The sequence below is a fragment of the Lachnoclostridium sp. An14 genome (assembly GCF_002160755.1).
In the GTDB taxonomy this organism is placed as follows: Bacteria; Bacillota; Clostridia; order Lachnospirales; family Lachnospiraceae; genus Lachnoclostridium_A.
On the sequence record NZ_NFLE01000013.1, the window covers coordinates 45,170 to 69,882 of the forward strand.

Here is a 24,713-nt window from a genome sequence, read left to right on the forward strand (position 1 = left end):
GGCGGCGCAGGGAAAAGGTTGCAGCATATCCTGTCAAAACCGGCGGGGCGCAGGATGGTTTTGACAAGTCCGGCAGGTTTCGGTAGAATAGAGGCAGTTGAGAATGGACGCAGGCGGGAATTGCCGCTGCCGGAAGGATATTCCCGAAAGGGAAGAACGGGCAAAGGCACCCCATGAGACAGGAGGATGACAGGATGCAGGAGGAAAACACCAGAAGGAGCAGAGGGGAAATGGGGGAATCCAGACGGCCCCGGCAGGCGGGGCAGGTAGGAACTGTTTCCCGCGGCCGCAGCAGAGGGAGGGCAGTTTCCCGGAGGAGGAAAAAACGGGGGCCGTCTGTCCTGGCGCTGGGCCTTCTTCTGGCGATTTTATGTGTCGGCGGCGTGGGGGCTGCCGCCCTGCTTTCCCGCTCTCAGGGGCAGGGAGAGGAGGAACCTGGGAAAAGGATCCAGGGAGAGACCTTTCCGGGAGATCCGGGTGTTTCCGGCGAGAATGACGGTTCTGGAGCGGATCCGGCAGAGGGCGTCTCCGGCGGGCACGAAGGCGGGGAGAGCGGCGGAGACAGCAGCCAGAGAGCGGACACCTCCGGCACGGGCCGTTCCACCCCTCAGGAGCAGCTGGCAGCTATGACCCTGGAGGAGAAGGCGGCCCAGATTTTCCTGGTGACGCCGGAGGCCCTCACCGGCTACTCCCAGGTGACTCAGGCGGGAGAGGCCACCAGGGAGGCTCTGGAGACCTATCCCGTAGGCGGCCTGATCTATTTTTCCCAGAACCTTCAGTCCCCGGAGCAGGTGAAGGCCATGACGGCGGGAGTCCAGGAGTACGCCAGGCAGATCCAGGGGCTGCCTTTATTTTTGGCCATTGACGAGGAAGGGGGAACAGTGGCCCGCCTGGGGAACCATCCGGCCTTCGGCCTTCCGAAAATCGAGAATATGGCAGAGATCGGGGCGAAAAAGGACGGAGAGCGGGCCTATGAGGTGGGAACGGTAATCGGTTCTTATTTAAAAGAATACGGGTTTAACATGGATTTTGCCCCGGACGCGGATGTGCTCACGGAGCCGGGAAACAGGGCCATCGGCTCCCGCTCCTTCGGAGACGATCCGGAGCTGGTGGCAGAGCTGTCCGGCCAGGTGGCTAAGGGGCTGCGGGAGCAGGGGATCATGCCGGTGTATAAGCATTTTCCAGGTCACGGGGCCACGGCGGGGGACACCCATGAGGGGTTCGCGGAGGCGGACCGGACGTTAGAGGAGCTGAAAGCGGCGGAGCTGATTCCTTTTCAGGCGGCGGCCCAGTCCGGGGCAGAGTGCATCATGGCGGCCCACATTTCCCTTCCCCAGGTGATCGGGGACGGGACGCCGGCGTCTTTGTCGCCGGTGATGCTCACGGAGGTGCTCCGGGGCGATCTGGGCTTTGACGGGCTGATTGTCACAGACGCCCTGAATATGGGGGCCATCACGGAGCACTACACCGCCGGTGAGGCGGCGGTAAAGGCCTTCCAGGCAGGAGCCGACCTCCTTCTCATGCCGGAGGATCTGCCGGCGGCTTACGAGGCCATTCTCCAGGCAGTGCGGTCGGGCAAGATCAGCGAGGAGCGGCTGGATCAGTCGGTGGGGCGGATTTTGGAGAGGAAGGCGGAGATGGAATGGTGAGAGCAGGAGCGAAATTTGTGAAAGACATACAAATTTTGCTCCTGTTTTTTGTTATAAATCACGTTGTTATACAGTGGAAAATTTGATATGATGATAACAGATTTTGAAAGCGCTTTCAAAATACACAAAAGGAGCAGAATCAATGGCAGCATCCATCTACGATGTGGCGAAACGGGCGGGAGTATCCATCTCCACCGTGTCCAGAATTTTAAACAACAGTGCAAATGTAAATGAAAAAAAGGCGGAGGCCGTCCGGGAGGCTATGGAGTATTACCAGTTTGTTCCCAACCAGTTCGGGCGGGGGCTGGCAAAGCAGCAGTCGGAGATGGTTGGCGTCTACTTTCCTTATCAGCCGGATTCCATGTTTGAGAACGCCTACACCTTAGAGCTGTTGAAGGGGATTGAGAAGGTCCTGTCCGCCTGCGGCTACAGTATGGTGCTGATCGGCGAAAATCTGGACTATAAGAGCCGGAAGGCCTCTGAGCCTAAGTTTCTGGAATTTATCCGCCAGAAAAAGATCGACGGGCTCATCCTCAGCGGCGTATCCGACGAGGATCAGCTGAAACGGATCTGGCAGTGCATGGATGAAGATTACCCCATTGTGTACGTGGGACGAAAATTCCACGAGCGGGGGATGAACGTCTACGCCCAGCTGGAGACCTACATGGTGGAAATGCTCCAGGTGCTCTATGAAAAGGGGCATCGCCGGATTCTGTTTTACACCTCTTCCCTGCATCGGATCTATTTGGACAGCATTCTGAAACGGGCGAAGGAAACGATGGGAGATCTGAATATCTTTCCGGTGGAAGGGGCTGATCAGGACTATCCCAGGGAGATGGTGCTGGCCGATTTAAAGGAGTATGTGGTGAAGAAGGGCTGTACGGCCATCTGCACCTCTTTGATGGGCACAGCCCAGGGCATTTTAAACAGCTGCACGGAACTGAAACTTTCCGTGCCGGATCAGGTGTCCATTCTGGCGGTAGAGCACCGTCTGGGGGCGGGAAGATTATTCTATCCTCAAATTTCAGCTTTTTACGTCCCAGCTCAGGATATGGGGCAGGGAGCGGCGGAGCTTTTGGTACGCCACATGGAAAAACGGGAGTTAAAGGAGACCTCCAGGGAATACATTACGAAATTTATAGAACGGGAGTCAATAAGGGCCATGGTGTAACAGCCGGAAACCCTTTTGATTATCCCATTTTTGAAAGCGCTTTCTGAAAGCGCTTTCAAAAGAAGAAAGCAGAGAAGAAACGAGGCAGAAACAGGCGGGCGGCCGCCCTGAAAAGCCGCAAATATAAAACGAAAGGCAGGAACCTTATGAAAGCAATCATGGTGATGTACGATTCCCTGCGGAGAGATCTGCTGGAATCCTACGGCTGTGACTGGACCATCACGCCGAACTTTAAGCGTCTGGCGGAAAAGAGCGTCCAGTTTGAGCAATGTTATGTGGGAAGTATGCCCTGTATGCCGGCCCGCAGGGAGCTCCATACGGGAAGGGTAAATTTCTTTCACCGCAGCTGGGGGCCCATGGAGCCCTTTGACGACTCTATGCCGGAGATCTTAAAAAAAGGCGGGATATACACCCACCTGGTGAGCGATCACCAGCACTACTGGGAAGACGGCGGATGCACCTATCACAACCGATACAGCTCCTGGGAGTGTGTACGGGGACAGGAGGGGGACCTGTGGAAGGCGGATCTTAGCTGCCGCTATGACAAAAAGACCGTATTTAAAAACAAGGAGGTCATGCTGGAATATCCCCCTTATTCCCGGATGATGGCCCAGGATCTGGTAAACCGCAGCTACATGGACACGGAGGAGAAAACCTCCCAGGCGGTGACGTTCCAGGGAGGTCTGGAGTTCATAGAAAAGAACCACGGAGAGGATGGTTGGTTTCTTCAGATCGAGACCTTTGATCCCCATGAGCCTTTTTACAGCTTAAAAGAGGACAAGGCCCTCTACCCCCACACGTTTTTGGGGGACGGGGAGATGGAGGCGGACTGGCCGCCCTATGCGCCGGTGGCGGAGGATGAGAACACCATCCAGCACGTGCGGTGTGAGTACGCCGCCCTTCTCACCAAATGCGACCGCTATCTGGGAAAGGTGCTGGACCTTATGGACCGGTACAATCTGTGGGAGGACACGATGCTCATTGTAAACACCGACCACGGGTTCCTGCTGTCGGAGCACGGCTGGTGGGGGAAGACCAATATGCCCATTTATGAGGAGATCGCCCATATTCCCCTGTACGTATACGATCCCAGGAGGAAAGAGCTGGCGGGAGCAAAGCGGCATTCCATCGTGCAGACCATTGACTTAGCCCCCACCCTGCTGGAGTTTTTCGGAATGGAGATCCCGAAGGATATGGAGGGAAAACCGCTGTGTCAGGTAATGGACCGGGATGAGCCCATCCGGGAATATGCAGTGTTCGGCTACCATGGGAGCCAGGTGGACGTGACCGACGGACGGTATTACTACCTGCACGCGGCCAGCCATCCGGAGGCTCCGGTGTACGAGTACACTCTGATGCCCACCCATATGCGCTGTATGTTCCAGCCGGAGGAACTGGCGGACATGGAGTTAGCGGGCCCATTTTCCTTCACGAAAGGCTGCAAGGTGATGAAAATCCTTTCCAAAAACCGCATGGGGGACACCACTTCCTTCGGATCGGCCCTTTACGATCTGGAACAGGATCCGGGCCAGAGCTATCCCATAGAGGACGAGGCTGTCCGAGCCAGGATGATGGGCTATATCCGGGAGTATATGGAGAAAAACGAGGCTCCTGAGGAGCTGTATGACCGGTTGGGACTCTAAGGGCGAGAACGAGAACGGAGGAAACCAGATATTGCCAGGCTGTCAAAAATGTGGTTCCATTTGAGATGGATGTCAGGATGGGCCTGGAATTGAAAAAATGGTCCTGCAGGGACCGGGAAAGAAGGTATTTATGGAAGTAAAGTATGCAAAAGCGAAGTTTGTGGATGTGTTTAAGTATTCCTTTGGTGGGTTGGGATCCAATCTGGCATTTTTCCTGACTATGTCCTACCTGACATTTTTCTACACGGATATTTTTGGCATCAGCAGTATGGTGGTATCCGGCCTGATGCTGGTATCCCGGTTTATTGACGCCTTTACCGATCCGGTTATGGGTATGATTGGCGATCACACCCGTTCCAAGCTGGGCAAATACCGCCCCTGGATCATTTACGGGGCTCCGGTGCTGGGGGTGCTTGTGTTCCTGCTGTTCACGGCGCCGGACCTGTCCCCCAACATGAAAATCGTGTATGCCTACGTGGTTTACATCGCCTATTCCCTGGCATCTACGGTGGTAAACATTCCTTACCACTCCTTGACCCCAGTGATGTCCCAGGATCCCGATCAGAGAACGGTGATTGTTTCCTGGAAACAGGGGATGGGAACGGTTTCCCAGTTCATCGTTACCGTCCTGGCTCTGCCGTTAGTGGAGCTGTTCGGCGGCGGGAAACAGGGCTGGGCCATTTACGGCGCCTTCATCGGCATCCTCACCACCGTGGCCTTCTGGATCTGCGCCTGGGGAGGCAAGGAGTACGATCTCTGTGACATGGAGGAGGAGAAAAAACCTTTCAATATGCTCCATGACCTGAAACTGCTGATGAAAAACCGTCCCATGCTCATGCTGATGATCGCCTTCGGAACGGACGTGTTGGCCAACGCCACTTACAGCGCCGTCAATATGTACTATTTTAAATACGTACTCCACAGAGAGGACCTGGTGGCTCCGGTGGCATCTGCCATCCTTTTTGCCGGCATTGTCTCCATCCCCCTTCTGCCCGTCCTGTCGAAGTGGATGGGAAAGAAAAAGCTCTACTGGCTGGGCAGTTTCTTCTCTATTTTCCCGCTGGTAGTGATGTGGCTGCGGCCCACCGCCGGGGTGTCCGTTCTCATGAGCATGATGGCTGCCTTCGGTTTTATTTCCAAAATTCCCTCTAACCTGGGCTGGGCCATGCTGCCGGAATGTTCCGACTACGCGGAGTGGAAATTTGGTCAGAGGGCGGACGGGCTGATGTCTTCCTCCCTCACCTTTATCAACAAATTCGGCATGGCCATCGGCGGTTTCATCGCCAGCTTTTTCTTAGGGCTGGTAAACTTCGTGCCCAACCAGGAGCAGACGCCCGCCGTCCTCTCCATGATCGTGTTCCTGCGGTTTGGAATGCCGGTGTTAGGCTATGTGGCATCTCTGATTTCCATGGTGTTTTATGACATTACCAGCGAAAAGTACGCCCAGATCCGCAGCGAGCTGGACGAGAGAGCCAGGAAGGGGGCCGGAAGATGAGAAGGTTTCTGGCGGTAGACATTGGCGGCACGGCGGTAAAATGGGCGGTGATGACCGAGGAGTTTCAGATCGGGGACCGGGGAGAATTCCCCACCCCCTACACCGACGCCCAGGATCTGGCCGGCCGCATCGCCGATCTCTGTAAAGAACGGCAGGGACAGCTTTCCGGTGTGGGCATCAGCGTGCCGGGGACGCTGCAGGATGAGCCGGACGGCATCATTGACGGGGGAGGCGTCCTCCGCTACCTGCACCAGGTGCCCTTTGGGAAATTGGTGCGGGAACAAAGCGCCCTTCCCTGTTTCGTGGAAAACGACGGGAAAAGCTGCGCCCTGGGAGAATACGTGGCAGGCGCCTTAAAGGGCTGCCGCGTGGGCGTGGTCATGGTACTGGGAACGGGAGTGGGAGGCGGAATCGTCATCGACGGCCAGGTGTTTAAGGGCGTTCACGCCTTTGCTGGAGAATTCAGCTATTTATTTTGCCGGCCGGGGACCCGCCTGGGCTTTGGGGAGGATATTTTCGGATTTCAGGGAGGCTGGAAAAACGGCCTGTTATCTCTGATGCTAAAGAAAAAAGGGCTGCCGGCAGATACAAAGATGGACGGCCGGGAAATGTTCCGGCTGATTAACGGAGGAGATCAGGAGGGCATCGCTGCTCTGGAGGAGTATTGTCAGGGCATCGCTGTCCAGATTCACAATCTGCAGGCGATCCTGGATCCGGAGCTCTTTGCCATCGGCGGCGGCATCAGCAATCAGCCGGTACTCATGGAAAAGCTTGAGAAGGCCCTGGACGCCCTTTACGAGGGCACTGTGTTTACCCAGTTTCCCATCCCGAAGGTGGTCCGCTGTAAAAACGGCAGCGATGCCAACCTGCTGGGAGCCGTTTACCAGTGTATACAGAGAATGGAGAGGTGAGAGATGAGCGTTTATTTTCCGAAAAATTTCCTCTGGGGCGGGGCTACAGCCGCCAACCAGTATGAAGGCGCCTACCGGGAGGATGGCAAGGGCCTTTCCGTCCAGGATGTGATGCCGCGGGGCATTATGGCCCCGCCTACGGCGGAGCCCACGGAGGACAATCTGAAACTTCAGGGGATTGATTTTTACCACAGATACCGGGAGGACATCCGCCTGTTTGCGGAGATGGGCTTTCGGGTTTACCGAACCAGCATCGCCTGGAGCCGCATTTTCCCCAATGGGGACGAGGAGGAGCCCAACGAAAAGGGGCTGGAGTTTTACGACCGGGTGTTTGACGAATGCCTGAAATACGGGATCCAGCCCATGGTGACCATCAGCCACTATGAGACGCCCCTCCATCTGGCCAGGACCTACGATGGCTGGGTGGACCGGAGAATGATCGGTTTTTACTGCCGGTACGCCGAGACCATTTTCCGCCGTTACCGGGGAAAGGTGAAATACTGGCTCACCTTCAACGAGATCAACAGTGTGCTGGAGGCCCCGTTTATGAGCGGCGGCATCGCCACTCCGAAGGAGGAGCTGACGGACGGGCAGCTTTATCAGGCCATTCACCACGAGCTGGTGGCCAGTGCCATGGCCACGAAGATCGGCCATGAGATCGACCCGGAAAACAAGATCGGCTGCATGGTGTTAGGGATGCCCACCTATCCCCTCACTCCCAACCCGGAGGACGTGTGGTATAACCTTCAGGAAGACCGGAAAAATCTGATGTTCAGCGACGTCCACGTCCGCGGCTACTATCCCGGATATATGAAACGGATGCTGCGGGAAAAAGGGGTGGAGATCGCCATGGAGCCAGGGGACGAGGAGATGCTGCGGGAACACACGGTGGACTACATCGGGTTCAGCTACTACTCCAGCCTCTGCCAGAGCGCCGACCCAGAAGCAGAGGCAGCAGGGGGAAACCTCATGGGCGGCTGCAAAAATCCCTACTTAAAAAAGACAGACTGGGGCTGGGCCATTGATCCCAAGGGCCTGCGCATCCTGTTAAACACCCTCTACGACCGCTACCAGAAACCGCTGTTCATCGTGGAAAACGGCCTGGGGGCCGCGGACCTGCTGGTGGACAGCCCGGACGGTCCCACAGTGGAGGATGACTACCGGATCCAGTATCTGAAGGAACACCTGCTGGAGGTGAGTCAGGCCATCCAGGACGGCGTGGAGCTGTGGGGCTACACCACCTGGGGCTGCATTGACCTGGTGAGCGCGTCCACGGCGGAGATGAAAAAGCGCTACGGTTTCATCTACGTGGATCGGAACAACGACGGCACGGGCACCCTGGCCCGTTACCGGAAAAAGAGCTTTTTCTGGTACAAAAACGTGATTGAGACAAACGGACAGTGTCTGGAAGAATCATAATAATGAAGGCATGGCCCCGGAGACGCGACAGGAGAGCAGGCGTTTCCGGGGCCGCGTCCGTCTGGAAACATACTTTTCCAAAAACCATGTTGATTTCTGAAATATTCTTTAGTATAGTATGTATAGATTATCGTGAGGCCAGAAGGCAGAAGGAGTATCAGACATGATAAGAATAGCAGTTGACGCCATGGGCGGGGACTACGCGCCGGGAGAAATCGTAAAGGGTGCCGTCCAGGCGGCAGGCAGGAGAGACGACATCCAGATCGTCCTGATCGGTCAGGAGGCTGTGGTGGCGGAGGAGTTAAAAAAACACACGTACCGGGAAGGCCAGATTGAGGTGAGAAACGCCACAGAGGTGATCGCCACCGAGGAGCCGCCGGTAAACGCCATCCGCAAAAAGAAAGATTCCTCCCTGGTGGTAGGGATGAACATGGTGAAGAAGGGAGAGGCCGATGCCATCGTGTCCGCCGGCAGTTCCGGGGCCATCCTGGTGGGCGGCCAGGTCATCGTCGGCAGGATCAAGGGCGTGGAGCGCCCGCCGTTAGCCCCCCTTATTCCCACGGAGACCGGTGTGTCCCTGCTCATCGACTGCGGGGCCAATGTGGACGCCAGGCCGTCCCATCTGGTCCAGTTTGCCAGAATGGGCTCCATCTATATGGAGAACGTGGTAGGCATCAAAAACCCCAGGGTCGCCATTGTAAACATCGGCGCCGAGGAGGAAAAGGGAAATGCCCTGGTGAAGGAGACCTTCCCCCTCTTAAAAGCCTGTGAGGACATCAATTTCATCGGCAGCATCGAGGCCAGGGAGATTCCTCACGGCGGGGCGGACGTGGTGGTCTGCGAGGCCTTTGTGGGCAATGTGATCCTGAAACTCTACGAGGGCGTGGGGGCTACCCTGATCTCCAAGGTGAAGGAGGGAATGCTCACCAGCCTGCGCAGCAAAATCGGCGCCCTCCTGGTAAAGCCTGCCCTGAAGGAGACCTTAAAATCCTTTGACGCCAGCAAGTACGGCGGCGCCCCCCTTCTGGGATTAAACGGCCTTGTGGTCAAGACCCACGGTAATTCCAAAGCAACGGAAGTGTGCAATTCCATCATCCAGTGCGTGACTTTTAAAGAGCAGGGCATCAACGAAAAGATCAGAGAGAGCCTTGGCACGGAAAAAACAGAGTAAGGAAAGGAATGAGGTCATGGAATTTGAGAAATTGCAGACGATTATTGGAGAGGTATTAAACATCGAGCCGGACGAGATCACCATGGAGTCCACCTTTGTGGACGATCTGGGGGCGGATTCCCTGGATGTATTCCAGATCATCATGGGCATTGAGGAAGAATTTGACATTGAGATCCCCAGCGAGGAGGCGGAGAAGATCGTTTCCGTGGGCGATGCGGTAGAGCAGATTAAAAATGCGCTGAACTGAAATTTAGGGGAGGCGTTGAGATAAAAGCCCTGACCCAGGGCTTTTTATGTTGTGTTGTAGAAAACAGCGTTCCCTATGGCACAACAGCCTCCGGCGCGGGTGTGCGCTGCTGCGCACACTTGTGCCATAGAAAACAGCATTCCTTATGGCACAACAGCCTCCGGCGGATGCACACTGCGCGCAAAGGGAAATAGCTGCTGACGCAGCTGCGCTCCGGCGCGGGTGTGCGCAGTAGCGCACACTTTTTAAAAGAAGGGCCGGGCCAAAGCGGGGCCGCGGCCCTTCGGGGAGAGAGGAGAATTATGAATCGTAAATTGGAAAAGCTGGAGCAGGTTATCGGGTACCGGTTTCGGGACAAAACCCTTTTGTCCCATGCCATGACCCACAGTTCCTACGCCAACGAGAGACACTGGGAAAAAGCGAGAAACAACGAGCGGCTGGAGTTTTTAGGCGACGCCGTGCTGGAGCTGGTCTCCAGCGACTTCTTATTTCAAAAAAGCGGACAGATGCCGGAGGGCGAGATGACCAGGACGAGGGCCAGCATGGTCTGCGAGCAGGCCTTAGCCTACTGCGCCGGGGAGATCCATCTGGGAGAGTACCTGCTTTTAGGCCGCGGTGAGGAGGCCACGGGAGGACGGGAGAGAAGCTCCGTCGTGTCAGACGCCATGGAAGCGCTCATCGGCTCCATCTATTTGGACGGTGGTTTTGCTAGTGCAAAAGAGTTCATCCACAGATTCATCCTGAACGACTTGGAGAACAAGCAGCTCTTTTATGATAGCAAGACTATTCTGCAGGAAATGGTGCAGGGAATGGGAAAAGAGACCCTCACCTACGAGCTTTTGGGAGAAGAAGGGCCGGAGCACAACCGCGTCTATGAGACCTGCGCAAAGATCGGCGGCCGGGAGATCGGCCGCGGCCAGGGACGCTCCAAAAAAGCGGCGGAGCAGATGGCGGCCTACAAGGGCATTTTAAAGCTCAAGGAGGAAGGCGCCAGGGAGCCGGAAGAATAAAAGGGGAATCTATGTATTTAAAAAGTATTGAAATCCACGGTTTCAAGTCATTTGCCAACAAGATCGTATTTCAGTTCCACAACGGCATCACCGGCATCGTCGGCCCCAACGGCAGCGGAAAGAGCAACGTAGCCGACGCCGTCCGCTGGGTGTTAGGCGAGCAGAAGGTGAAACAGCTGCGGGGTTCCAGTATGCAGGATGTAATCTTTGCCGGTACGGAGCTCAGAAAACCTCAGGGCTTTGCCTCCGTGGCCATCACCCTGGACAACTCCGACCACAAGCTGCCAGTGGAATACGACGAAGTGACCATCACCAGGCGCATTTACCGGTCCGGGGAGAGCGAGTACCTGATGAACGGCAGCGTCTGCCGCTTAAAGGACATCAACGAGCTGTTTTACGACACCGGTATCGGCAAGGAGGGCTACTCCATTATCGGCCAGGGCCAGATCGACAAGATCTTAAGCGGAAAGCCGGAGGAGCGCAGAGAGCTGTTTGACGAGGCCGCCGGTATCGTCAAGTTCAAGCGCCGCAAGGTGGTGGCCCAGAAAAAGCTGGAGGACGAGAAACAGAACCTGGTTCGCGTGACGGACATTCTCACGGAGCTGGAAAAGCAGGTAGGCCCCCTGGCCAGACAGTCCGAGACGGCCAAGGAGTACCTGCGGTTAAAGGAAGAATTGAAACGAAGCGACGCCAACGCCTTCCTTCTGGAGACAGAGGAAATCCAGACCCAGAAACGGGAGCTGGAGGAAAAGGAGTCCATCGTCTCCGGCCATCTGGCGGATGTGAAACAGGCCTCCGAGGACTTAAAACAGGAGTATGACCGCCTGACGGAGTCCATCGCCGCCCTGGACCAGGAGCTGGCGAAAAAGCGGGAGGAGCACACCAGCGCCGGGATGCTAAAGGGCAATTTAGAAGGCCAGATCGGCGTGCTGCGGGAGCAGATCAACACCGAGCGGATGAACGCGGAGCACATCGCCTCCCGGGTGGCCGCCATCGACGGGGAGCTGGCAGAGAAAAACACCCAGATGGCAGGCTACGAGGCGGAGCGGGACGAGGTGGCCGCCGAGGCGGAAACCTGCGTAAAGCGCCAGGAGGAGGCGGAGGAAACCCTGCGCCGCACCGAGGAGTCCATCATGGTGCTGGACCAGCGCATCGAGGAGAACAAGGCCGCTATTATCACCAACTTAAATGAAAAGGCGTCCTTAGCCGCCAGAAAGCAGCGGTACGCCACCATGCTGGAGCAGGCCCAGGTGCGCCGCTCCGAGGTGGCCCAGCGCTTACTGAAATTTAAGAGCGACGAGTCCGTCCAGGACGAACAGCTGAAGGTGGAACGGGCGGCCCTTTCCGCCATTGAGGAGGAGCTTTCCAGTCTGGCGGAGCGTCAGGCGGCGTCGGAAGGCCGCATCGACGAGCTGGAGCAGGAAGTGCGCCGCTTAAACCGCAATTTAAACAACACCCAGCAGCAGTACCACACCAGCCACACCAAGTTAGACTCCCTCCGCAACCTGGCGGAGCGCTACGAGGGCTACGGCGGCAGCATCCGCCGGGTCATGGAAGTGCGGGACCGGGTGCGGGGCATCCAAGGGGTGGTGGCGGACATCATCACCACGGAGAAAAAATACGAGGTGGCGGTGGAGACGGCCCTGGGAGGTAGCATCCAGAACATTGTCACCGACTCGGAGCAGACTGCCAAGCAGCTCATCGAGTATTTGAAGAAAAATAAATACGGCCGCGCCACCTTCCTTCCCCTCACCAGCGTGAGCGGAAAAGGCGGATTCCATCAGGAGGCGGCCCTAAAAGAGCCGGGGATCATCGGCCTGGCCAACCGCCTGGTACACGTGGAGCCTCAGTACGAGGGGCTGGCGGACTACCTGTTAGGCCGGGTGGTGGTGGCGGAAAACATCGACTGCGCCATCGCCGTAGCCAGGAAGTACCGCTATTCCCTGCGGATCGTCACCCTGGAAGGCGAGCTGTTGAGCGCCGGAGGTTCCATGACGGGAGGCGCCTTTAAAAACACCAGCAACCTCCTTGGACGCCGCCGGGAGATTGAGGAGCTGGAGGAGGCCTGCAAAAAGGCCCTGGTCCAGGTGGACGAGATCCAGAAGGACCTGGCCTTAAACGAGGGCCTGCTCTCCGAGGAAAAAGAGCATCTGGAGTCCATCAAAAGCTCCAGACAGGACGCAGTGCTGCGCCGGAATACGGTGCAGATCGGCATTTCCGGCCTGGAGGAGAAGAAGGCAGAGATCGCCGAGTCCTCCACCGACATGGTGCGGGAGAATAAGGACCTGGAGGAACAGCTGCGGGACATCGCCGCCAGCCAGAGCGAGCTGGGAAACGAGGAGCGGCAGCTGGAGGAGAAAAACGCCTCCATCACCCAGGAAATCGACGAATTAAACGGCAGGCTGGAGCAGGAAAAGCAGGCCAGCGTCCTGCGGAGAGAGGAGCTGGCGAAGGCCCAGTTAGAGACCTCCGGCCTGCATCAGAAACACCAGTTTGCCTTAGAAAATATCCGCCGCGTCCGGGAGGAGATGAAACGCCTGGACGAGGAAAAGCAGAGCCTTGGAAACGGGGCCGGCGACAGCAGCCAGGCCATCGCGGAAAAGGAGGCGGAGATCGGCCGCTTGACAGAGCTCATCGAAAACGCGGAGAAAAACGCCACCCGCCTGGCAGAGGAGCTCTCCGCCGCCACCCGCGACCGGGAGGAGCGGACGGCCAGGCAGAGCACCTTCTTTGAAAAGCGGGAGGAGCTCTCCGGGGAGGTGTCCCGCCTGGACAAGGAGATGTTCCGTCTCCAGAGCCAGGGAGAAAAGCTGGCGGAGCGTCTGGACAGCTACGTGGACTATATGTGGAGCGAGTACGAGCTCACCTATTCCCGGGCCGAGGCCCTGCGGGACGATGGCCTGCCGGGGCTTTCAGAGTTGAAAAAGCAGGTGGAGTCCTTAAAGGCCGCCATCCGTGCCCTGGGAAATGTAAACGTGAACGCCATCGAGGATTACAAGGAGATTTCCGAGCGGTATGAGTTCATGAAAGGCCAGCACGAGGACCTGGTGAAAGCGGAGGCCGTGCTCTTAAACATCATTGAGGAGCTGGACGCCGGTATGAGGCGGCAGTTTGAGGAGAAGTTCCGGGAGATCCGCGGCGAGTTCGACAAGGTATTTAAGGAAATGTTCGGCGGCGGAAACGGAAAGCTGGAGCTTTTGGAGGACGAGGACATCCTGGAGGCGGGCATCCAGATCATCGCCCAGCCGCCGGGAAAGAAACTGCAGAACATGATGCAGCTCTCCGGCGGGGAAAAGGCCCTGACGGCCATCGCCCTGCTGTTTGCCATCCAGAATTTAAAGCCGTCCCCGTTCTGCCTGCTGGACGAGATCGAGGCGGCCCTGGACGATTCCAACGTGGACCGTTTCGCCAATTACCTGCACAAGCTGACAAAGTACACCCAGTTTATCGTCATCACCCACAGGAGAGGCACTATGGTGGCAGCGGACCGGCTCTACGGCATCACCATGCAGGAGAAAGGCGTTTCCACCCTGGTGAGCGTCAACCTGATCGAGGACGATCTGGACAAATAAAAGGGATACAAAATGGACATGACCGCTAACGCGGTCATCACAAATCATGAAAGCCAGATGGCTCCACGCCTACGGCGTTCCCGCCATCTGCCGACGGTATTCGAAATCCGGGCTGCCGCCCTACTTTCTCATACCGTCTTGCCCGTCTGATGCCGATATATCTATGCGCGAGGGCGCGCCCATCTATATCGTCGCCATCCGGGGCTTTCATAGTAAATAGGAGGAAAAGTGTATGGAGGAGCAGAAAAAAGGATTTTTTGGCAGGCTGGTGGAGGGCCTGACCAAGACCAGGAACAACATCGTGTCGGGAATCGACTCCATTTTCAGCGGATTTTCCGCCATCGACGACGACTTTTATGAGGAGATTGAGGAAACCCTCATCATGGGCGATCTGGGGATCCAGACCACCACGTCCATCATCGAGCACCTGCGCCAGACCGTAAAGGAGCAGCACATCAAGGAGCCTGCGGAGTGCAAGCAGATTCTCATCGACAGCATCAAAAAGCAGATGGACCTGGGGGAAAACGCCTACGAGTTTGAAAACCGCAAGTCCGTGGTGTTAGTCATCGGCGTCAACGGCGTGGGAAAGACCACCTCCGTAGGAAAGCTGGCGGGGCAGCTAAAGGACAGCGGCCGCAAGGTGCTTTTGGGGGCGGCGGACACCTTCCGCGCCGGAGCCATCGAGCAGCTGACGGAGTGGGCCAACCGGGCGGGGGTGGACATCATCGCCCAGCAGGAGGGCTCTGACCCGGCCGCCGTGGTCTACGACGCCGTCTCCGCGGCCAAATCCAGGAACGCGGACGTGCTGATCTGCGACACCGCCGGCCGCCTTCACAACAAGAAGAACCTGATGGAGGAGTTAAAAAAGATCAACCGCATCATCGACAAGGAGTACCCGGAGGCCTACCGGGAGAACCTGGTGGTACTGGACGGCACCACCGGGCAGAACGCCCTGTCCCAGGCCAGACAGTTTATGGAGGTGGCGGACGTGACCGGCATCATCCTCACCAAGCTGGACGGCACCGCAAAGGGCGGCATCGCCGTGGCCATCCAGTCGGAGCTTGGCATCCCGGTGAAGTATATCGGGATCGGTGAGAAGATCGACGACCTGCAAAAATTTGACGCCGGCGCCTTTGTCAACGCGCTGTTCGACATAAAAGAAAACTGAAGAAACGGACCGGAGGGGGAAAAGTATGGGCCGGTTTGATGTGAAGACTCCTTTGAGGAGCAATCTGCATTATTTTTTGAAATGGACATTTATATCCTGCGTCATCGGGATTGCGGTGGGGCTTGTGGGAGCGGTGTTTGGCCGGGCGATCACCTGGGTTACCGCCTTCTGGCATGATCATTCCTGGACGCTGTTTCTGGCGCCTGCCGCGGGCCTGGCCATCGTCTGGCTGTACCGCACCTTCCACGAGGAGGGCAACCGGGGCACCAACCTGGTGCTGGAGGCCATCTCCGCCAACGAGGAGGTATCCCTGGCCACGGCGCCTCTGATTTTCTTAGGGACGCTGCTGACCCATTTCGTGTCCGGCTCTGCCGGACGGGAGGGGGCGGCCCTGCAGCTGGGAGGCAGCCTGGGAAACCAGCTGGGAAAGTGGATGCGGCTGGACGAAAAGGATAAAAAGATCGCCGTGATGTGCGGCATGAGCGCCTGTTTCGCGGCGCTGTTTGGCACGCCCATGGCGGCGGGGATCTTTTCCCTGGAGGTGGTGAGCATCGGCGTGCTGTACTACGCGGCCCTGGTGCCCTGCGTGTTTGCCTCCTTTATCGGGGCGGCCATCTCCCGGCAGTTCGGAAACCTGCCGGAGCAGTTTCTGCTGGAGGGGGCGCCGGCTTTCGGCATTTCGGAGGCGGTGTTTACCGTGGGCCTTGGGGTGGCCTGCGCCCTGGTAAGCGTCCTGTTCTGTATCATCCTGCACCAGTCGGAAAAGCTGTACCGGAAATATTTTCCAAACAGCTACCTGCGGATCCTGGCGGGCAGCGTCCTCTTTGTGGGCCTGACTCTCCTGGTGGGAAACCGGGAGTACAACGGCAGCGGCATCCATCTGGTGGCGGAGATCATGGAGGGAGGACAGGTGGGCCTGTTTGCCTTCCTGTTAAAAATGGTGTTTACCGCCGTGGCCCTGGGCGCCGGCTTTAAGGGCGGAGAGATCGTTCCCACCCTGTGCGTAGGGGCGGCCTTCGGCGCGGCGGTGTCCCAGATCACCGGCATGGATCAGGCCCTCTGCGCGGCCTGCGGCATGGCGGCCCTGTTTGTGGGCGTCACCAACTGTCCCATCGCCTCGGTGATCCTGGCCTTTGAGATGTTTGGCTATGGGGCCATGCCCTACTTTGCCATTATCGTGGCGGTGAGCTTTACCCTGTCCGGCTACTACGGACTGTACAAGAGCCAGAAATTTGTGTACTCCAAGCTGAAGGCGGAGTATATCAATATTCGCTCTCACGAGTGAGGAAACTTGGAAATAGGCTGTCTGTGGGACGGAGGTGAGAATGTCTGCGGTACACGGACAAATGAAGGTGTCCGCAGTACACGGACAGACGGGAGAGAAAGAAAGGAGGCGTTTTCCTGGTGAAGATCATCATTTCCCCGGCGAAGAAAATGGAGACGGAGACGGACCTGATGGAGGCCTTGGGAGAGCCGGTGTTTCTGGAGCGGGCGGAGCGGATCCGGGACGTGCTGCGGGGGCTTTCCAGGGAGGAGTTAAAGGAGCTCTACCAGGCCAACGACAGCATTACGGAGTTAAACTACCGCCGCCTCCAGGAGATGGATGTCCGCCGGGGGCTGACACCGGCGGTACTGTCCTATGTGGGCATTCAGTACCAGTCCATGGCGCCGCGGGTGTTTACGGACCGCCAGTGGGAGTACGTGAGGGACCACCTCTGTATTTTAAGCGGGTTTTACGGCATTTTAAAGGCCATGGACGGGGTAGTGCCCTACCGGCTGGAGATGCAGGCGAAACTGTCTGTGGACGGGAGCCGAGATCTGTACGGATACTGGGGAGACGCCCTTTACCGGGAGCTGACGGCGGGAGAGGAGCGGCCGGTGATCGTAAATCTGGCCTCCAAGGAGTACAGCCGCGCCGTGGAGCCCTATCTGCGGCCGGAGGACCGTTTCATCACCTGTGTGTTCGGGGAGCTGGCCCAGGATAAAAAGGGAAACCCGAAGGTAAAGGTGAAGGCCACCCAGGCCAAGATGGCCAGGGGCAGCATGGTGCGATACCTGGCTGCGGTTCAGGGGGAGGAGCCGGAGGTGATGAAGGAATTCCGGGAGGACGGGTTCCGGTTTTCGAAGGAGCTTTCTGCGGAGAACGAGTACGTGTTTTTAAAGTGAGAGCCGCCGTTTCTCTGCGGAAGGCAGAGGCGGAAAAACGGCGCGGAACAGGGGAGTTTTCCCGTGATTTTCCAGAAGTTTTTCAGGGATTTCACAGAGGGTTTTCCGGAAAAGACTGAAAGAAGGTCTTGAAAAATACCTGGAAAAAATTTTTTCACAGGGGATTGACAAGCCGGAAAAACAGCGCTATGATACACCTAAATTCATAGTTCGCGATGACGAGGAGGAGTAGTCGGACGGGAATCTACAGAGAGCTGCCGGTTGGTGCAAGGCAGTGAGGAAGGTCCGGTGAATATCACCTCAGAGCTTTCGGGCTGAAACGGTTTGCAGTAAGCCTGGACGGAGAACAGCCGTTATCCTGTTGCCCATTGTCAGATGGGAGCGAGTGGCCGTGCAAGCGGCAAAAAGAGTGGTACCGCAGAGGTTTGAGCCTTTGTCTCTTGGAGTAGAGACAAGGGCTTTTTTGTTTCCTGTGAAACAAAACCGCATTTCCGGATTTCCTCCAATCCTGGAAACGCGGCGTTTCCAGGAGGAGGGAAACAGCCATTCCTTTCGCTGCGGAACGGTGTCTGAGGGCAGAGATGCCGGCAGACCGGACGAGAGGTTGTCAGGACGCCCCGGATCAGGTTCCGGGGCGGGTAAAAAACCTGGGTCAGCCGCAGCCGCCCGCCCGGCCCTCGCCGGTCGCGGAGATGGAGAATGATAGGGAAAAGGAGAAACTGTTATGGAAACATTAAAAAAGGTAACCGGATTTGTAAGCCGAAATATGGCAGTGATCGTGATCGCTGTGGCGGCCCTGGCGCTGTTTGCACCCTCCACCGTCAGCTTTTTAAAGACCAGCTACGTCAATCCCCTGCTTGGCATCGTGATGTTCGGCATGGGACTGACCCTGAAACCGGGAGATTTTAAGGTAGTGTTCAGCCGCCCGAAGGACGTGGTCATCGGCTGCATCGCCCAGTTTACGGTGATGCCTCTGCTGGCCTTCGGCCTGACGAAACTCTTTGGCCTCTCCCCGGAGTTGGCCATCGGCGTGATCCTGGTGGGAACCTGCCCCGGCGGCACTTCCTCCAACGTGATGACCTACCTGTCCAAGGGAGATGTGCCCCTGTCTGTGGGAATGACGGCTGTTTCCACGGTGCTCGCTCCCTTCCTCACCCCCTTCCTCACCTACGTTTACGCAGGCGCCAGGGTGGACGTGGATATGATGAGTATGTTTGTCTCCATCGTGCAGGTGGTGATCGTGCCCATCGCTGCAGGTTTCGTCATCAACCATTTCTTCCAGAAGTTTACGGAGGCTGTGGTGGAGGTTCTGCCCCTGGTGTCCACCACCGCCATTGTGGCCATTGTAGCGGCCGTGGTTTCCGCCAACTCCGCCAAGCTTATGACCTCCGGCCTTCTGATCGTGGCCGTGGTAATTCTTCACAACGTGCTGGGGTACGTCCTGGGCTACGGCATCGGCAAGGCGTTAAAGCTGGATGTGACCAAGTGCCGCGCCATCTCCATCGAGGTGGGAATGCAGAACTCCGGCCTGGCCACCTCCCTGGCGGCCACCCACTTTGCCCAGTATCCCCTGGCCACCATTCCAGGGGCGGTGTTCAGCGTGTGGCATAACGTGTCCGGAGCCATTCTGGCAAACTTCTTTGCGAGAAACGCGGAAGGTCAGAAGAATGAGAGTGCCGCGGGCACCGAAAGGACGGCCCAGGCGTAAGGAAGGACGGGACGGAAAGCGGCCCGCTGCCATGAAAAATTTGTTACAGAAATTTGTTATAGAAAACGGTTATAGGAATCTGCCGTAGAAATTTGTCCTGGAGATCTGGTGACATGACGGCAGCAGGAGAGGAAACGGACTGTCTGATCCGCGGAGAAATGGGCCGCGGGCGGGCAGTCCGTTTTGCGCGGAGCCGGGAGGCGGGAAACGCGGGAGGGGATGGGGGAGATGCTGCGGAGAATTTGGTGGCATTTAAAATGCTTTTAAACAAAATTGCTGAAATAACTCTTAAATAAAAATGACATCTTTTTTTGAGAAAATAGTTGACATATACCAATAACAGAGGTATAGTTAACATATGCCAATAATATCCTGGAAGAAGGAGGACACAGATGGCGAGACCGGTAAAGGGAAAGCAGGTGGAGCGGCTGCCCAGATACAGCCGTTTTCAAGCGGAAGGCAGGGGAGAAACGAGCCATGGGATCCGGATGGCGGTGGAGGAGTACGAGACGATCCGTCTCATCGACTATCTGGAGCTGACCCAGGAGGAGTGCGCTGTCCGTATGGGCGTAGGCCGCGGGACGGTGCAGAGCCTGTACGCGTCCGCCAGGAAAAAGCTGGCCAGGTTTCTGGTGGAGGGAGCCGGGCTGGTGATCGACGGCGGTGAGTTTGTGCTGCGCGGGCCGGAGCATCCGGCCGTTTCCGGGATAGGGCCGGCAGGGAAAGGAGATTTTACGATGAAAATTGCAGTGACATATGAAAATGGAGAGGTATTCCAGCATTTCGGACATTCGGAACAGTTTAAGATTTACGAGACGGAGAACGGGGCCATCGTCTCCTCCCAGGTAGTGGATACCAACGGCAGCGGCCACGGCGCCCTGGCCGGTTTCCTGGCGGACAGAGGGGTGGAGGTGCTCATCTGCGGCGGCATCGGAATGGGAGCGAAAAACGCCCTGGCAGAGGCCGGCATCCGCTTATACCCCGGGGCTTCCGGCGACGCGGACCGTCAGGTGGAGGCGTTCTTAGCAGGCAGCCTGTCCTACAATCCGGATACCCAGTGCAGCCATCATCACGGCCACGGCGAGGGACACTCCTGTGGGGAGCACGAAGGCCACGGACATAGCTGCGGCGGCCACGGACACACCTGCGGCTGATGAAAGTGGCGGCGGCCAGAACCCGCTGAGAATAAAGAACGAAGACAAAACGTACCGGCAGAACCTGAAAAAGGCGTTGCCGGTACGTTTTTGTCCGTGGTGGACGTACGTTCGGAAGGGATGAGTGGAGGGAGGACGCAGGGCTTATTTTGCGGTGCAGGCCGGAAAATGCTTTGCGCCGTCCCGTTTTTGCGGTATAATGGGGAAAGCGTTTTAAAGGGGGAACAGATGAGATGACAGCAGTAATCACAGAAAAAATCATGGAGATGGTATTTTTGCTGGCGGTGGGAGCCGCCGTGCTGAAAACTGGGGTGATCGACGGGGCAGCGAATAAGAAACTGTCCAACTTTCTCCTTATGGTGGTTTCCCCGGCCCTGATCATCAGCTCCTATCAGATGGAGTTTGAGCCCCGTCTGCTCACGGAGCTGCTGCTCACCGTTGCCCTGTCGGCGGTGAGTTTCGCGGCCATCATTTTTCTGTGCCATTTCATTCTCCCGCCCCGTCCGGGGTTAGACAGCCCGGTGGAGAAGATGGCGGTGATTTACTCCAACTGCGGCTTTATCGGCATTCCCCTGATCAACGGCATCCTGGGGGCGGAAGGGGTGTTCTGCATGACCGCCTACACCACCGTCTTCAACGTGCTGGTGTGGACCCACGGGGTGATCCTTATGAGCGGAGGCGGGGAGCACGTGCGGGTTCGGGATATGTGGAGAAACCTGGTCACTCCGGCGGTGATCGCCGTGGTGACCGGCCTGTGCCTGTTTCTGACCGGGACCAGGCTGCCGGAGGTGGTGGCAAACCCCATTTCCAGCGTGGGAAATATGAATACCCCCATCGCCATGATCGTGGCGGGGGCGAACCTGGCCCAGGGCAACCTTCTGGACAGCTTAAGGAAGGTCCGGGTGTACTACATCAGCTTTTTAAAACTTCTGGTGGCCCCGGCGGTGACGGCTCTGCTGTTATTTGTGCTTTCCCCCAGCTTTCCCGTGTCCCTGACCATTTTCATCGCCGCCGCCTGCCCGGCCGGCGCCATGGGCACCATGTTTGCCCTCCGCTACAACCGGGACAGCGGCTACGCGTCGGAGCTCTTTGCCGTCTCCACCCTGCTGTCCATGGTGACCATCCCCCTGCTCTCCGCGGCGGTGCTGCCGTTTTTTGTTTAACAGGAAACAGTGCTTCCTGTTAAACAAAAATGCTCCGCAAGGAGGCGCACTCCGCGCCAAGCGCGCACTTTTTTAGGTGAGGACGGGACGGATCACGCCTTCTGTAAAAACCCTTGACAAACCCCATGCCCGTGACTATAATCGAACGTGAACAGAAAACCCAGAAAAGCGAAGATGGGGACAGTACAGAGCAGGCAGCCATGCAGAGAGAGGCGCGTTTGGTGCGAGCGCCTTATGGAGGCAGTTTTTGGAAAACCACCCCGGAGCGTCCCTTAATCGGGAACGGTGATTCCGTTATCATCAGAAATGAAGTGGTCCGGCGCGCGGCGCGCGGCGGGCAAGCAGGGTGGAACCGCGATGAAAGATCGTCCCTTGCCGTAGGCGCTACGGCAGGGGACTTTTTATTATTTAACAGGGAACTGCGTTTCCCGTGACACGAGAGCCTCTGGCGGGATGCGCACATTGTTGCTTTATTTGTTTTCAGAGAGGAGAGATACCATGAAAATTACGTTAAAAGACGGCTCCGTAAAGGAGTACGGACAGTCCATGGCTGTCATTGACATTGCGAGAGACTTAAGCGAGGGGCTGGCCAGAGTGGCCTGCGCCGGCGAGGTAAACGGCGAGGTGGTGGACCTGCGCACGGTGGTAGACCAGGACGCCCAGGTAAACATTCTCACCGCAAACGACGAGGGCGGACTTTCCACCCTGCGCCACACCGCCAGCCATGTGATGGCCCAGGCCATCAAGCGCCTGTACCCGAATACCAAGCTGGCCATTGGCCCGTCCATCTCCGACGGTTTCTACTATGACGTGGATCCGGAGAACCCCCTTACGGCCGACGATATGGCAAAGATTGAGGGAGAGATGAAAAAGATCGTGAAGGAGGCCCTTCCCATCGAGCGTTTCACCCTTCCCAGGGAGGAGGCCATCGCCCTGATGAAGGAGAAGGACGAGCCCTACAAGGTGGAGCTTATCGAGGACCTTCCGGAGGGAGAGGAGATCAGCTTTTACAGACAGGGCGAGTTTACGGACCTGTGCGCCGGCCCTCACCTGATGAACACCAAGGATCTGGGCAAGGCCTATAAGCTGATGAACCTGGCAGGCGCCTACTGGAGAGGCAGCGAGAAGAATAAGATGCTCACCCGCGTGTACGCCACGGCGTTTGCGAAGAAGGCAGATTTAGAGGCCTACATCACCATGATGGAGGAGGCCAAAAAGAGAGACCACAGAAAGATCGGCAAGGAGCTGGGCCTGTTTATGATGCACGAGGCCGGTCCTGGATTCCCCTTCTTCCTTCCCAAGGGAATGGTGTTAAAGAACACCCTGTTAGATTACTGGAGAGAGATTCACCGCAAGGCGGGCTACGTGGAGATTTCCACCCCCATCATCTTAAACAGGAGCCTGTGGGAGACCTCCGGCCACTGGGATCACTATAAGGAGAATATGTACACCACCGTCATCGACGGCGAGGACTACGCCATTAAGCCCATGAACTGCCCCGGCGGCGTGCTGGTATACGCCTCCGAGCCCCGTTCCTACAGAGACCTGCCCCTGCGCATGGGCGAGCTGGGACTGGTACACCGCCACGAGAAATCCGGCCAGCTTCACGGCCTGATGCGGGTGCGCTGCTTTACCCAGGACGACGCTCACATTTTCATGACGCCGGAGCAGATCAAGGACGAGATCAAAGGCGTTGCCAACTTAATCGACCAGGTGTATTCCCTGTTCGGGTTCAAGTACCATGTGGAACTCTCCACCAGACCGGAGGACAGCATGGGAAGCGACGAGGACTGGGAGATGGCTACGGACGGCCTGAGAAGTGCCTTGGACGAGCTGGGACTTCCCTACGTGGTAAACGAGGGCGACGGCGCGTTCTACGGCCCGAAGATCGACTTCCATCTGGAGGACTGCATCGGCCGTACCTGGCAGTGCGGAACCATCCAGCTGGATTTCCAGCTGCCCCAGCGGTTTGAGCTGGAGTACACGGGAGCGGACGGGGAGAAACACCGCCCCATCATGATTCACCGGGTGGCCTTCGGCTCCATCGAGCGGTTTATCGGCATTCTGATCGAGCACTTCGCAGGGGCCTTCCCCACCTGGCTGGCTCCGGTGCAGGTAAAGGTTCTGCCCATCTCCGATAAGCATATGGCTTACGCGGAGGAAGTGACGAAGACTCTGTTTGACGCCGGTATCCGCGCGGAGGTGGATACCCGTTCCGAGAAGATCGGCTACAAGATCCGCGAGGCGCAGATGATGAAGATTCCCTATATGCTGGTGGTTGGCCAGAAAGAGGAGGAGGAGAAGACCGTTTCCGTGAGGAGCCGGTTTGCCGGTGACGAGGGCAGCCTGGAGCTGGCGGCTTTCATTGCGAAACTCCAGGAGGAAATCGCCTCCAGAACGAACCGTCCCGTAGAGAAGGCGGAGGAGAAATAAAAATCATTTGACCGATCCGGTTTTCATAAAAAATGCGTGCATCCGCCGGAGGCTTTTGTGCTATAGGGAACGCGGTTTCCAATGACATGAACGTGTGCGCAGCTGCGCATACCCACGTCAGCAGCTATCTTCCTCTGCGCGGAGCGCGAAAAAACGCCCATGAATAAAATGGGCGTTTTTGCATATCCTAAGGGTGTTTCAGACAATATTCATCACCGAAGGAGGAATGTGCGATGACAAAGCTGGACTGTAATGTGACAAGCTGCGTGCATAACGCGGACAACTGCTGCTGCAAGCAGGAGATCATCGTGGAGGGCAGCTCCGCCAACAAGCGCTGCGACACCTGCTGCGGCAGTTTCGACGAGAGCAGGGACGGTTCCTTTAAAAATATGTTCAAGTCCCCGGAAAGCCGCCTGGAAATCGAGTGTGAGGCGGTAAACTGCGTGTACAACGCCAGCCGGCGCTGCACCGCGGACCGTGTGGGAATCACCGGCCTGGGGGCCAGCAAGGCGGGAGACACGGAGTGCTCCACCTTTAAAGCCAGATAGGAGACTGGAAAGCAATAGGACGAAAAATCAGGAAAGCGGGGCTGTTTCGCGGATTGCTGCGGGGCGGCTCCGTTTTGTCATGTCA

General features: G+C 57.2%; 18 protein-coding genes and 2 other annotated features. All 18 genes read left to right on the plus strand.

Going from position 1 to position 24,713, the window contains the following annotated elements:
* The first annotated feature begins 194 nt into the window (after positions 1-194).
* The 18 genes from B5E84_RS09275 (at position 195) to B5E84_RS09370 (ending at position 24,628) form a co-directional block, all read left to right on the plus strand.
* On the plus strand, positions 195-1,649 hold the full coding sequence (locus tag B5E84_RS09275; protein WP_242963332.1) for a glycoside hydrolase family 3 protein: 1,455 nt from the start codon (positions 195-197) through the stop codon (positions 1,647-1,649).
* A gap of 142 nt (positions 1,650-1,791) precedes the next feature.
* Positions 1,792-2,820: a LacI family DNA-binding transcriptional regulator gene (locus B5E84_RS09280; protein ID WP_087221987.1), complete on the plus strand. Its 1,029-nt coding sequence runs from the start codon at positions 1,792-1,794 to the stop codon at positions 2,818-2,820.
* Between the two features lie 146 nt (positions 2,821-2,966).
* Positions 2,967-4,463: a sulfatase gene (locus tag B5E84_RS09285; protein WP_087221989.1), complete on the plus strand. Its 1,497-nt coding sequence runs from the start codon at positions 2,967-2,969 to the stop codon at positions 4,461-4,463.
* Positions 4,464-4,593: 130 nt separating this feature from the next.
* Positions 4,594-5,958 (plus strand): MFS transporter, encoded by a 1,365-nt coding sequence (locus tag B5E84_RS09290; RefSeq protein ID WP_087222105.1) that lies wholly within the window; start codon positions 4,594-4,596, stop codon positions 5,956-5,958.
* Positions 5,955-6,869, plus strand: coding sequence for an ROK family protein (locus tag B5E84_RS09295; RefSeq protein WP_087221991.1), 915 nt, complete (start codon positions 5,955-5,957; stop codon positions 6,867-6,869). The genes B5E84_RS09290 and B5E84_RS09295 overlap by 4 nt, the downstream gene beginning before the upstream one ends.
* A gap of 3 nt (positions 6,870-6,872) precedes the next feature.
* On the plus strand, positions 6,873-8,288 hold the full coding sequence (locus B5E84_RS09300; RefSeq protein WP_087221993.1) for a 6-phospho-beta-glucosidase: 1,416 nt from the start codon (positions 6,873-6,875) through the stop codon (positions 8,286-8,288).
* Between the two features lie 163 nt (positions 8,289-8,451).
* A complete protein-coding gene (gene plsX, locus B5E84_RS09305) occupies positions 8,452-9,459 on the plus strand; it encodes a phosphate acyltransferase PlsX (protein WP_087221995.1) in 1,008 nt (335 codons plus the stop codon).
* 16 nt (positions 9,460-9,475) lie between these two features.
* Positions 9,476-9,706, plus strand: coding sequence for an acyl carrier protein (acpP, locus tag B5E84_RS09310; protein WP_087221997.1), 231 nt, complete (start codon positions 9,476-9,478; stop codon positions 9,704-9,706).
* 302 nt (positions 9,707-10,008) lie between these two features.
* Complete coding sequence (gene rnc / locus B5E84_RS09315) at positions 10,009-10,716, plus strand: ribonuclease III (RefSeq protein ID WP_087221999.1); 708 nt, start codon at positions 10,009-10,011, stop codon at positions 10,714-10,716.
* Between the two features lie 11 nt (positions 10,717-10,727).
* Positions 10,728-14,288 carry a chromosome segregation protein SMC gene (smc, locus tag B5E84_RS09320; protein ID WP_087222001.1) on the plus strand — a complete coding sequence of 1,187 codons (3,561 nt, stop codon included), beginning with the start codon at positions 10,728-10,730 and terminating at the stop codon, positions 14,286-14,288.
* A gap of 232 nt (positions 14,289-14,520) precedes the next feature.
* Entirely contained in the window at positions 14,521-15,456 is a 936-nt protein-coding gene (gene ftsY, locus B5E84_RS09325; protein ID WP_087222003.1) for a signal recognition particle-docking protein FtsY, read from the plus strand.
* A gap of 25 nt (positions 15,457-15,481) precedes the next feature.
* A complete protein-coding gene (locus tag B5E84_RS09330) occupies positions 15,482-16,741 on the plus strand; it encodes a chloride channel protein (protein WP_087222005.1) in 1,260 nt (419 codons plus the stop codon).
* A 119-nt stretch (positions 16,742-16,860) separates the two neighbouring features.
* Entirely contained in the window at positions 16,861-17,622 is a 762-nt protein-coding gene (gene yaaA, locus B5E84_RS09335) for a peroxide stress protein YaaA (RefSeq protein ID WP_087222007.1), read from the plus strand.
* Between the two features lie 206 nt (positions 17,623-17,828).
* Positions 17,829-18,066 (plus strand) — a binding site (T-box leader).
* Between the two features lie 280 nt (positions 18,067-18,346).
* Complete coding sequence (locus tag B5E84_RS09340; protein ID WP_087222009.1) at positions 18,347-19,330, plus strand: bile acid:sodium symporter family protein; 984 nt, start codon at positions 18,347-18,349, stop codon at positions 19,328-19,330.
* Between the two features lie 392 nt (positions 19,331-19,722).
* Positions 19,723-20,484 carry a NifB/NifX family molybdenum-iron cluster-binding protein gene (locus tag B5E84_RS09350; RefSeq protein ID WP_087222014.1) on the plus strand — a complete coding sequence of 254 codons (762 nt, stop codon included), beginning with the start codon at positions 19,723-19,725 and terminating at the stop codon, positions 20,482-20,484.
* Between the two features lie 233 nt (positions 20,485-20,717).
* Positions 20,718-21,647, plus strand: a complete 930-nt coding sequence (locus B5E84_RS09355; RefSeq protein WP_087222016.1) for an AEC family transporter — start codon at positions 20,718-20,720, stop codon at positions 21,645-21,647.
* 162 nt (positions 21,648-21,809) lie between these two features.
* Positions 21,810-22,023: a binding site (T-box leader), on the plus strand.
* Between the two features lie 122 nt (positions 22,024-22,145).
* Positions 22,146-24,080, plus strand: a complete 1,935-nt coding sequence (thrS, locus tag B5E84_RS09365; protein WP_087222020.1) for a threonine--tRNA ligase — start codon at positions 22,146-22,148, stop codon at positions 24,078-24,080.
* Between the two features lie 233 nt (positions 24,081-24,313).
* Complete coding sequence (locus B5E84_RS09370) at positions 24,314-24,628, plus strand: DUF1540 domain-containing protein (RefSeq protein WP_087222022.1); 315 nt, start codon at positions 24,314-24,316, stop codon at positions 24,626-24,628.
* The last annotated feature ends 85 nt before the right edge of the window (positions 24,629-24,713 follow it).

Excerpts from the sequence above, each read along its gene's own strand:
- ftsY (WP_087222003.1), top strand. The coding sequence starts at position 14,521 with ATGGAGGAGCAGAAAAAAGGATTTTTTGGCAGGCTGGTGGAGGGCCTG.
- rnc (WP_087221999.1), top strand. The coding sequence starts at position 10,009 with ATGAATCGTAAATTGGAAAAGCTGGAGCAGGTTATCGGGTACCGGTTT.
- B5E84_RS09280 (WP_087221987.1), top strand. The coding sequence starts at position 1,792 with ATGGCAGCATCCATCTACGATGTGGCGAAACGGGCGGGAGTATCCATC.
- acpP (WP_087221997.1), top strand. The coding sequence starts at position 9,476 with ATGGAATTTGAGAAATTGCAGACGATTATTGGAGAGGTATTAAACATC.
- B5E84_RS09295 (WP_087221991.1), top strand. The coding sequence starts at position 5,955 with ATGAGAAGGTTTCTGGCGGTAGACATTGGCGGCACGGCGGTAAAATGG.
- smc (WP_087222001.1), top strand. The coding sequence starts at position 10,728 with ATGTATTTAAAAAGTATTGAAATCCACGGTTTCAAGTCATTTGCCAAC.
- B5E84_RS09330 (WP_087222005.1), top strand. The coding sequence starts at position 15,482 with ATGGGCCGGTTTGATGTGAAGACTCCTTTGAGGAGCAATCTGCATTAT.
- B5E84_RS09370 (WP_087222022.1), top strand. The coding sequence starts at position 24,314 with ATGACAAAGCTGGACTGTAATGTGACAAGCTGCGTGCATAACGCGGAC.
- B5E84_RS09275 (WP_242963332.1), top strand. The coding sequence starts at position 195 with ATGCAGGAGGAAAACACCAGAAGGAGCAGAGGGGAAATGGGGGAATCC.
- B5E84_RS09300 (WP_087221993.1), top strand. The coding sequence starts at position 6,873 with ATGAGCGTTTATTTTCCGAAAAATTTCCTCTGGGGCGGGGCTACAGCC.
- B5E84_RS09290 (WP_087222105.1), top strand. The coding sequence starts at position 4,594 with ATGGAAGTAAAGTATGCAAAAGCGAAGTTTGTGGATGTGTTTAAGTAT.
- thrS (WP_087222020.1), top strand. The coding sequence starts at position 22,146 with ATGAAAATTACGTTAAAAGACGGCTCCGTAAAGGAGTACGGACAGTCC.
- B5E84_RS09350 (WP_087222014.1), top strand. The coding sequence starts at position 19,723 with ATGGCGAGACCGGTAAAGGGAAAGCAGGTGGAGCGGCTGCCCAGATAC.
- B5E84_RS09340 (WP_087222009.1), top strand. The coding sequence starts at position 18,347 with ATGGAAACATTAAAAAAGGTAACCGGATTTGTAAGCCGAAATATGGCA.
- B5E84_RS09285 (WP_087221989.1), top strand. The coding sequence starts at position 2,967 with ATGAAAGCAATCATGGTGATGTACGATTCCCTGCGGAGAGATCTGCTG.
- B5E84_RS09355 (WP_087222016.1), top strand. The coding sequence starts at position 20,718 with ATGACAGCAGTAATCACAGAAAAAATCATGGAGATGGTATTTTTGCTG.
- plsX (WP_087221995.1), top strand. The coding sequence starts at position 8,452 with ATGATAAGAATAGCAGTTGACGCCATGGGCGGGGACTACGCGCCGGGA.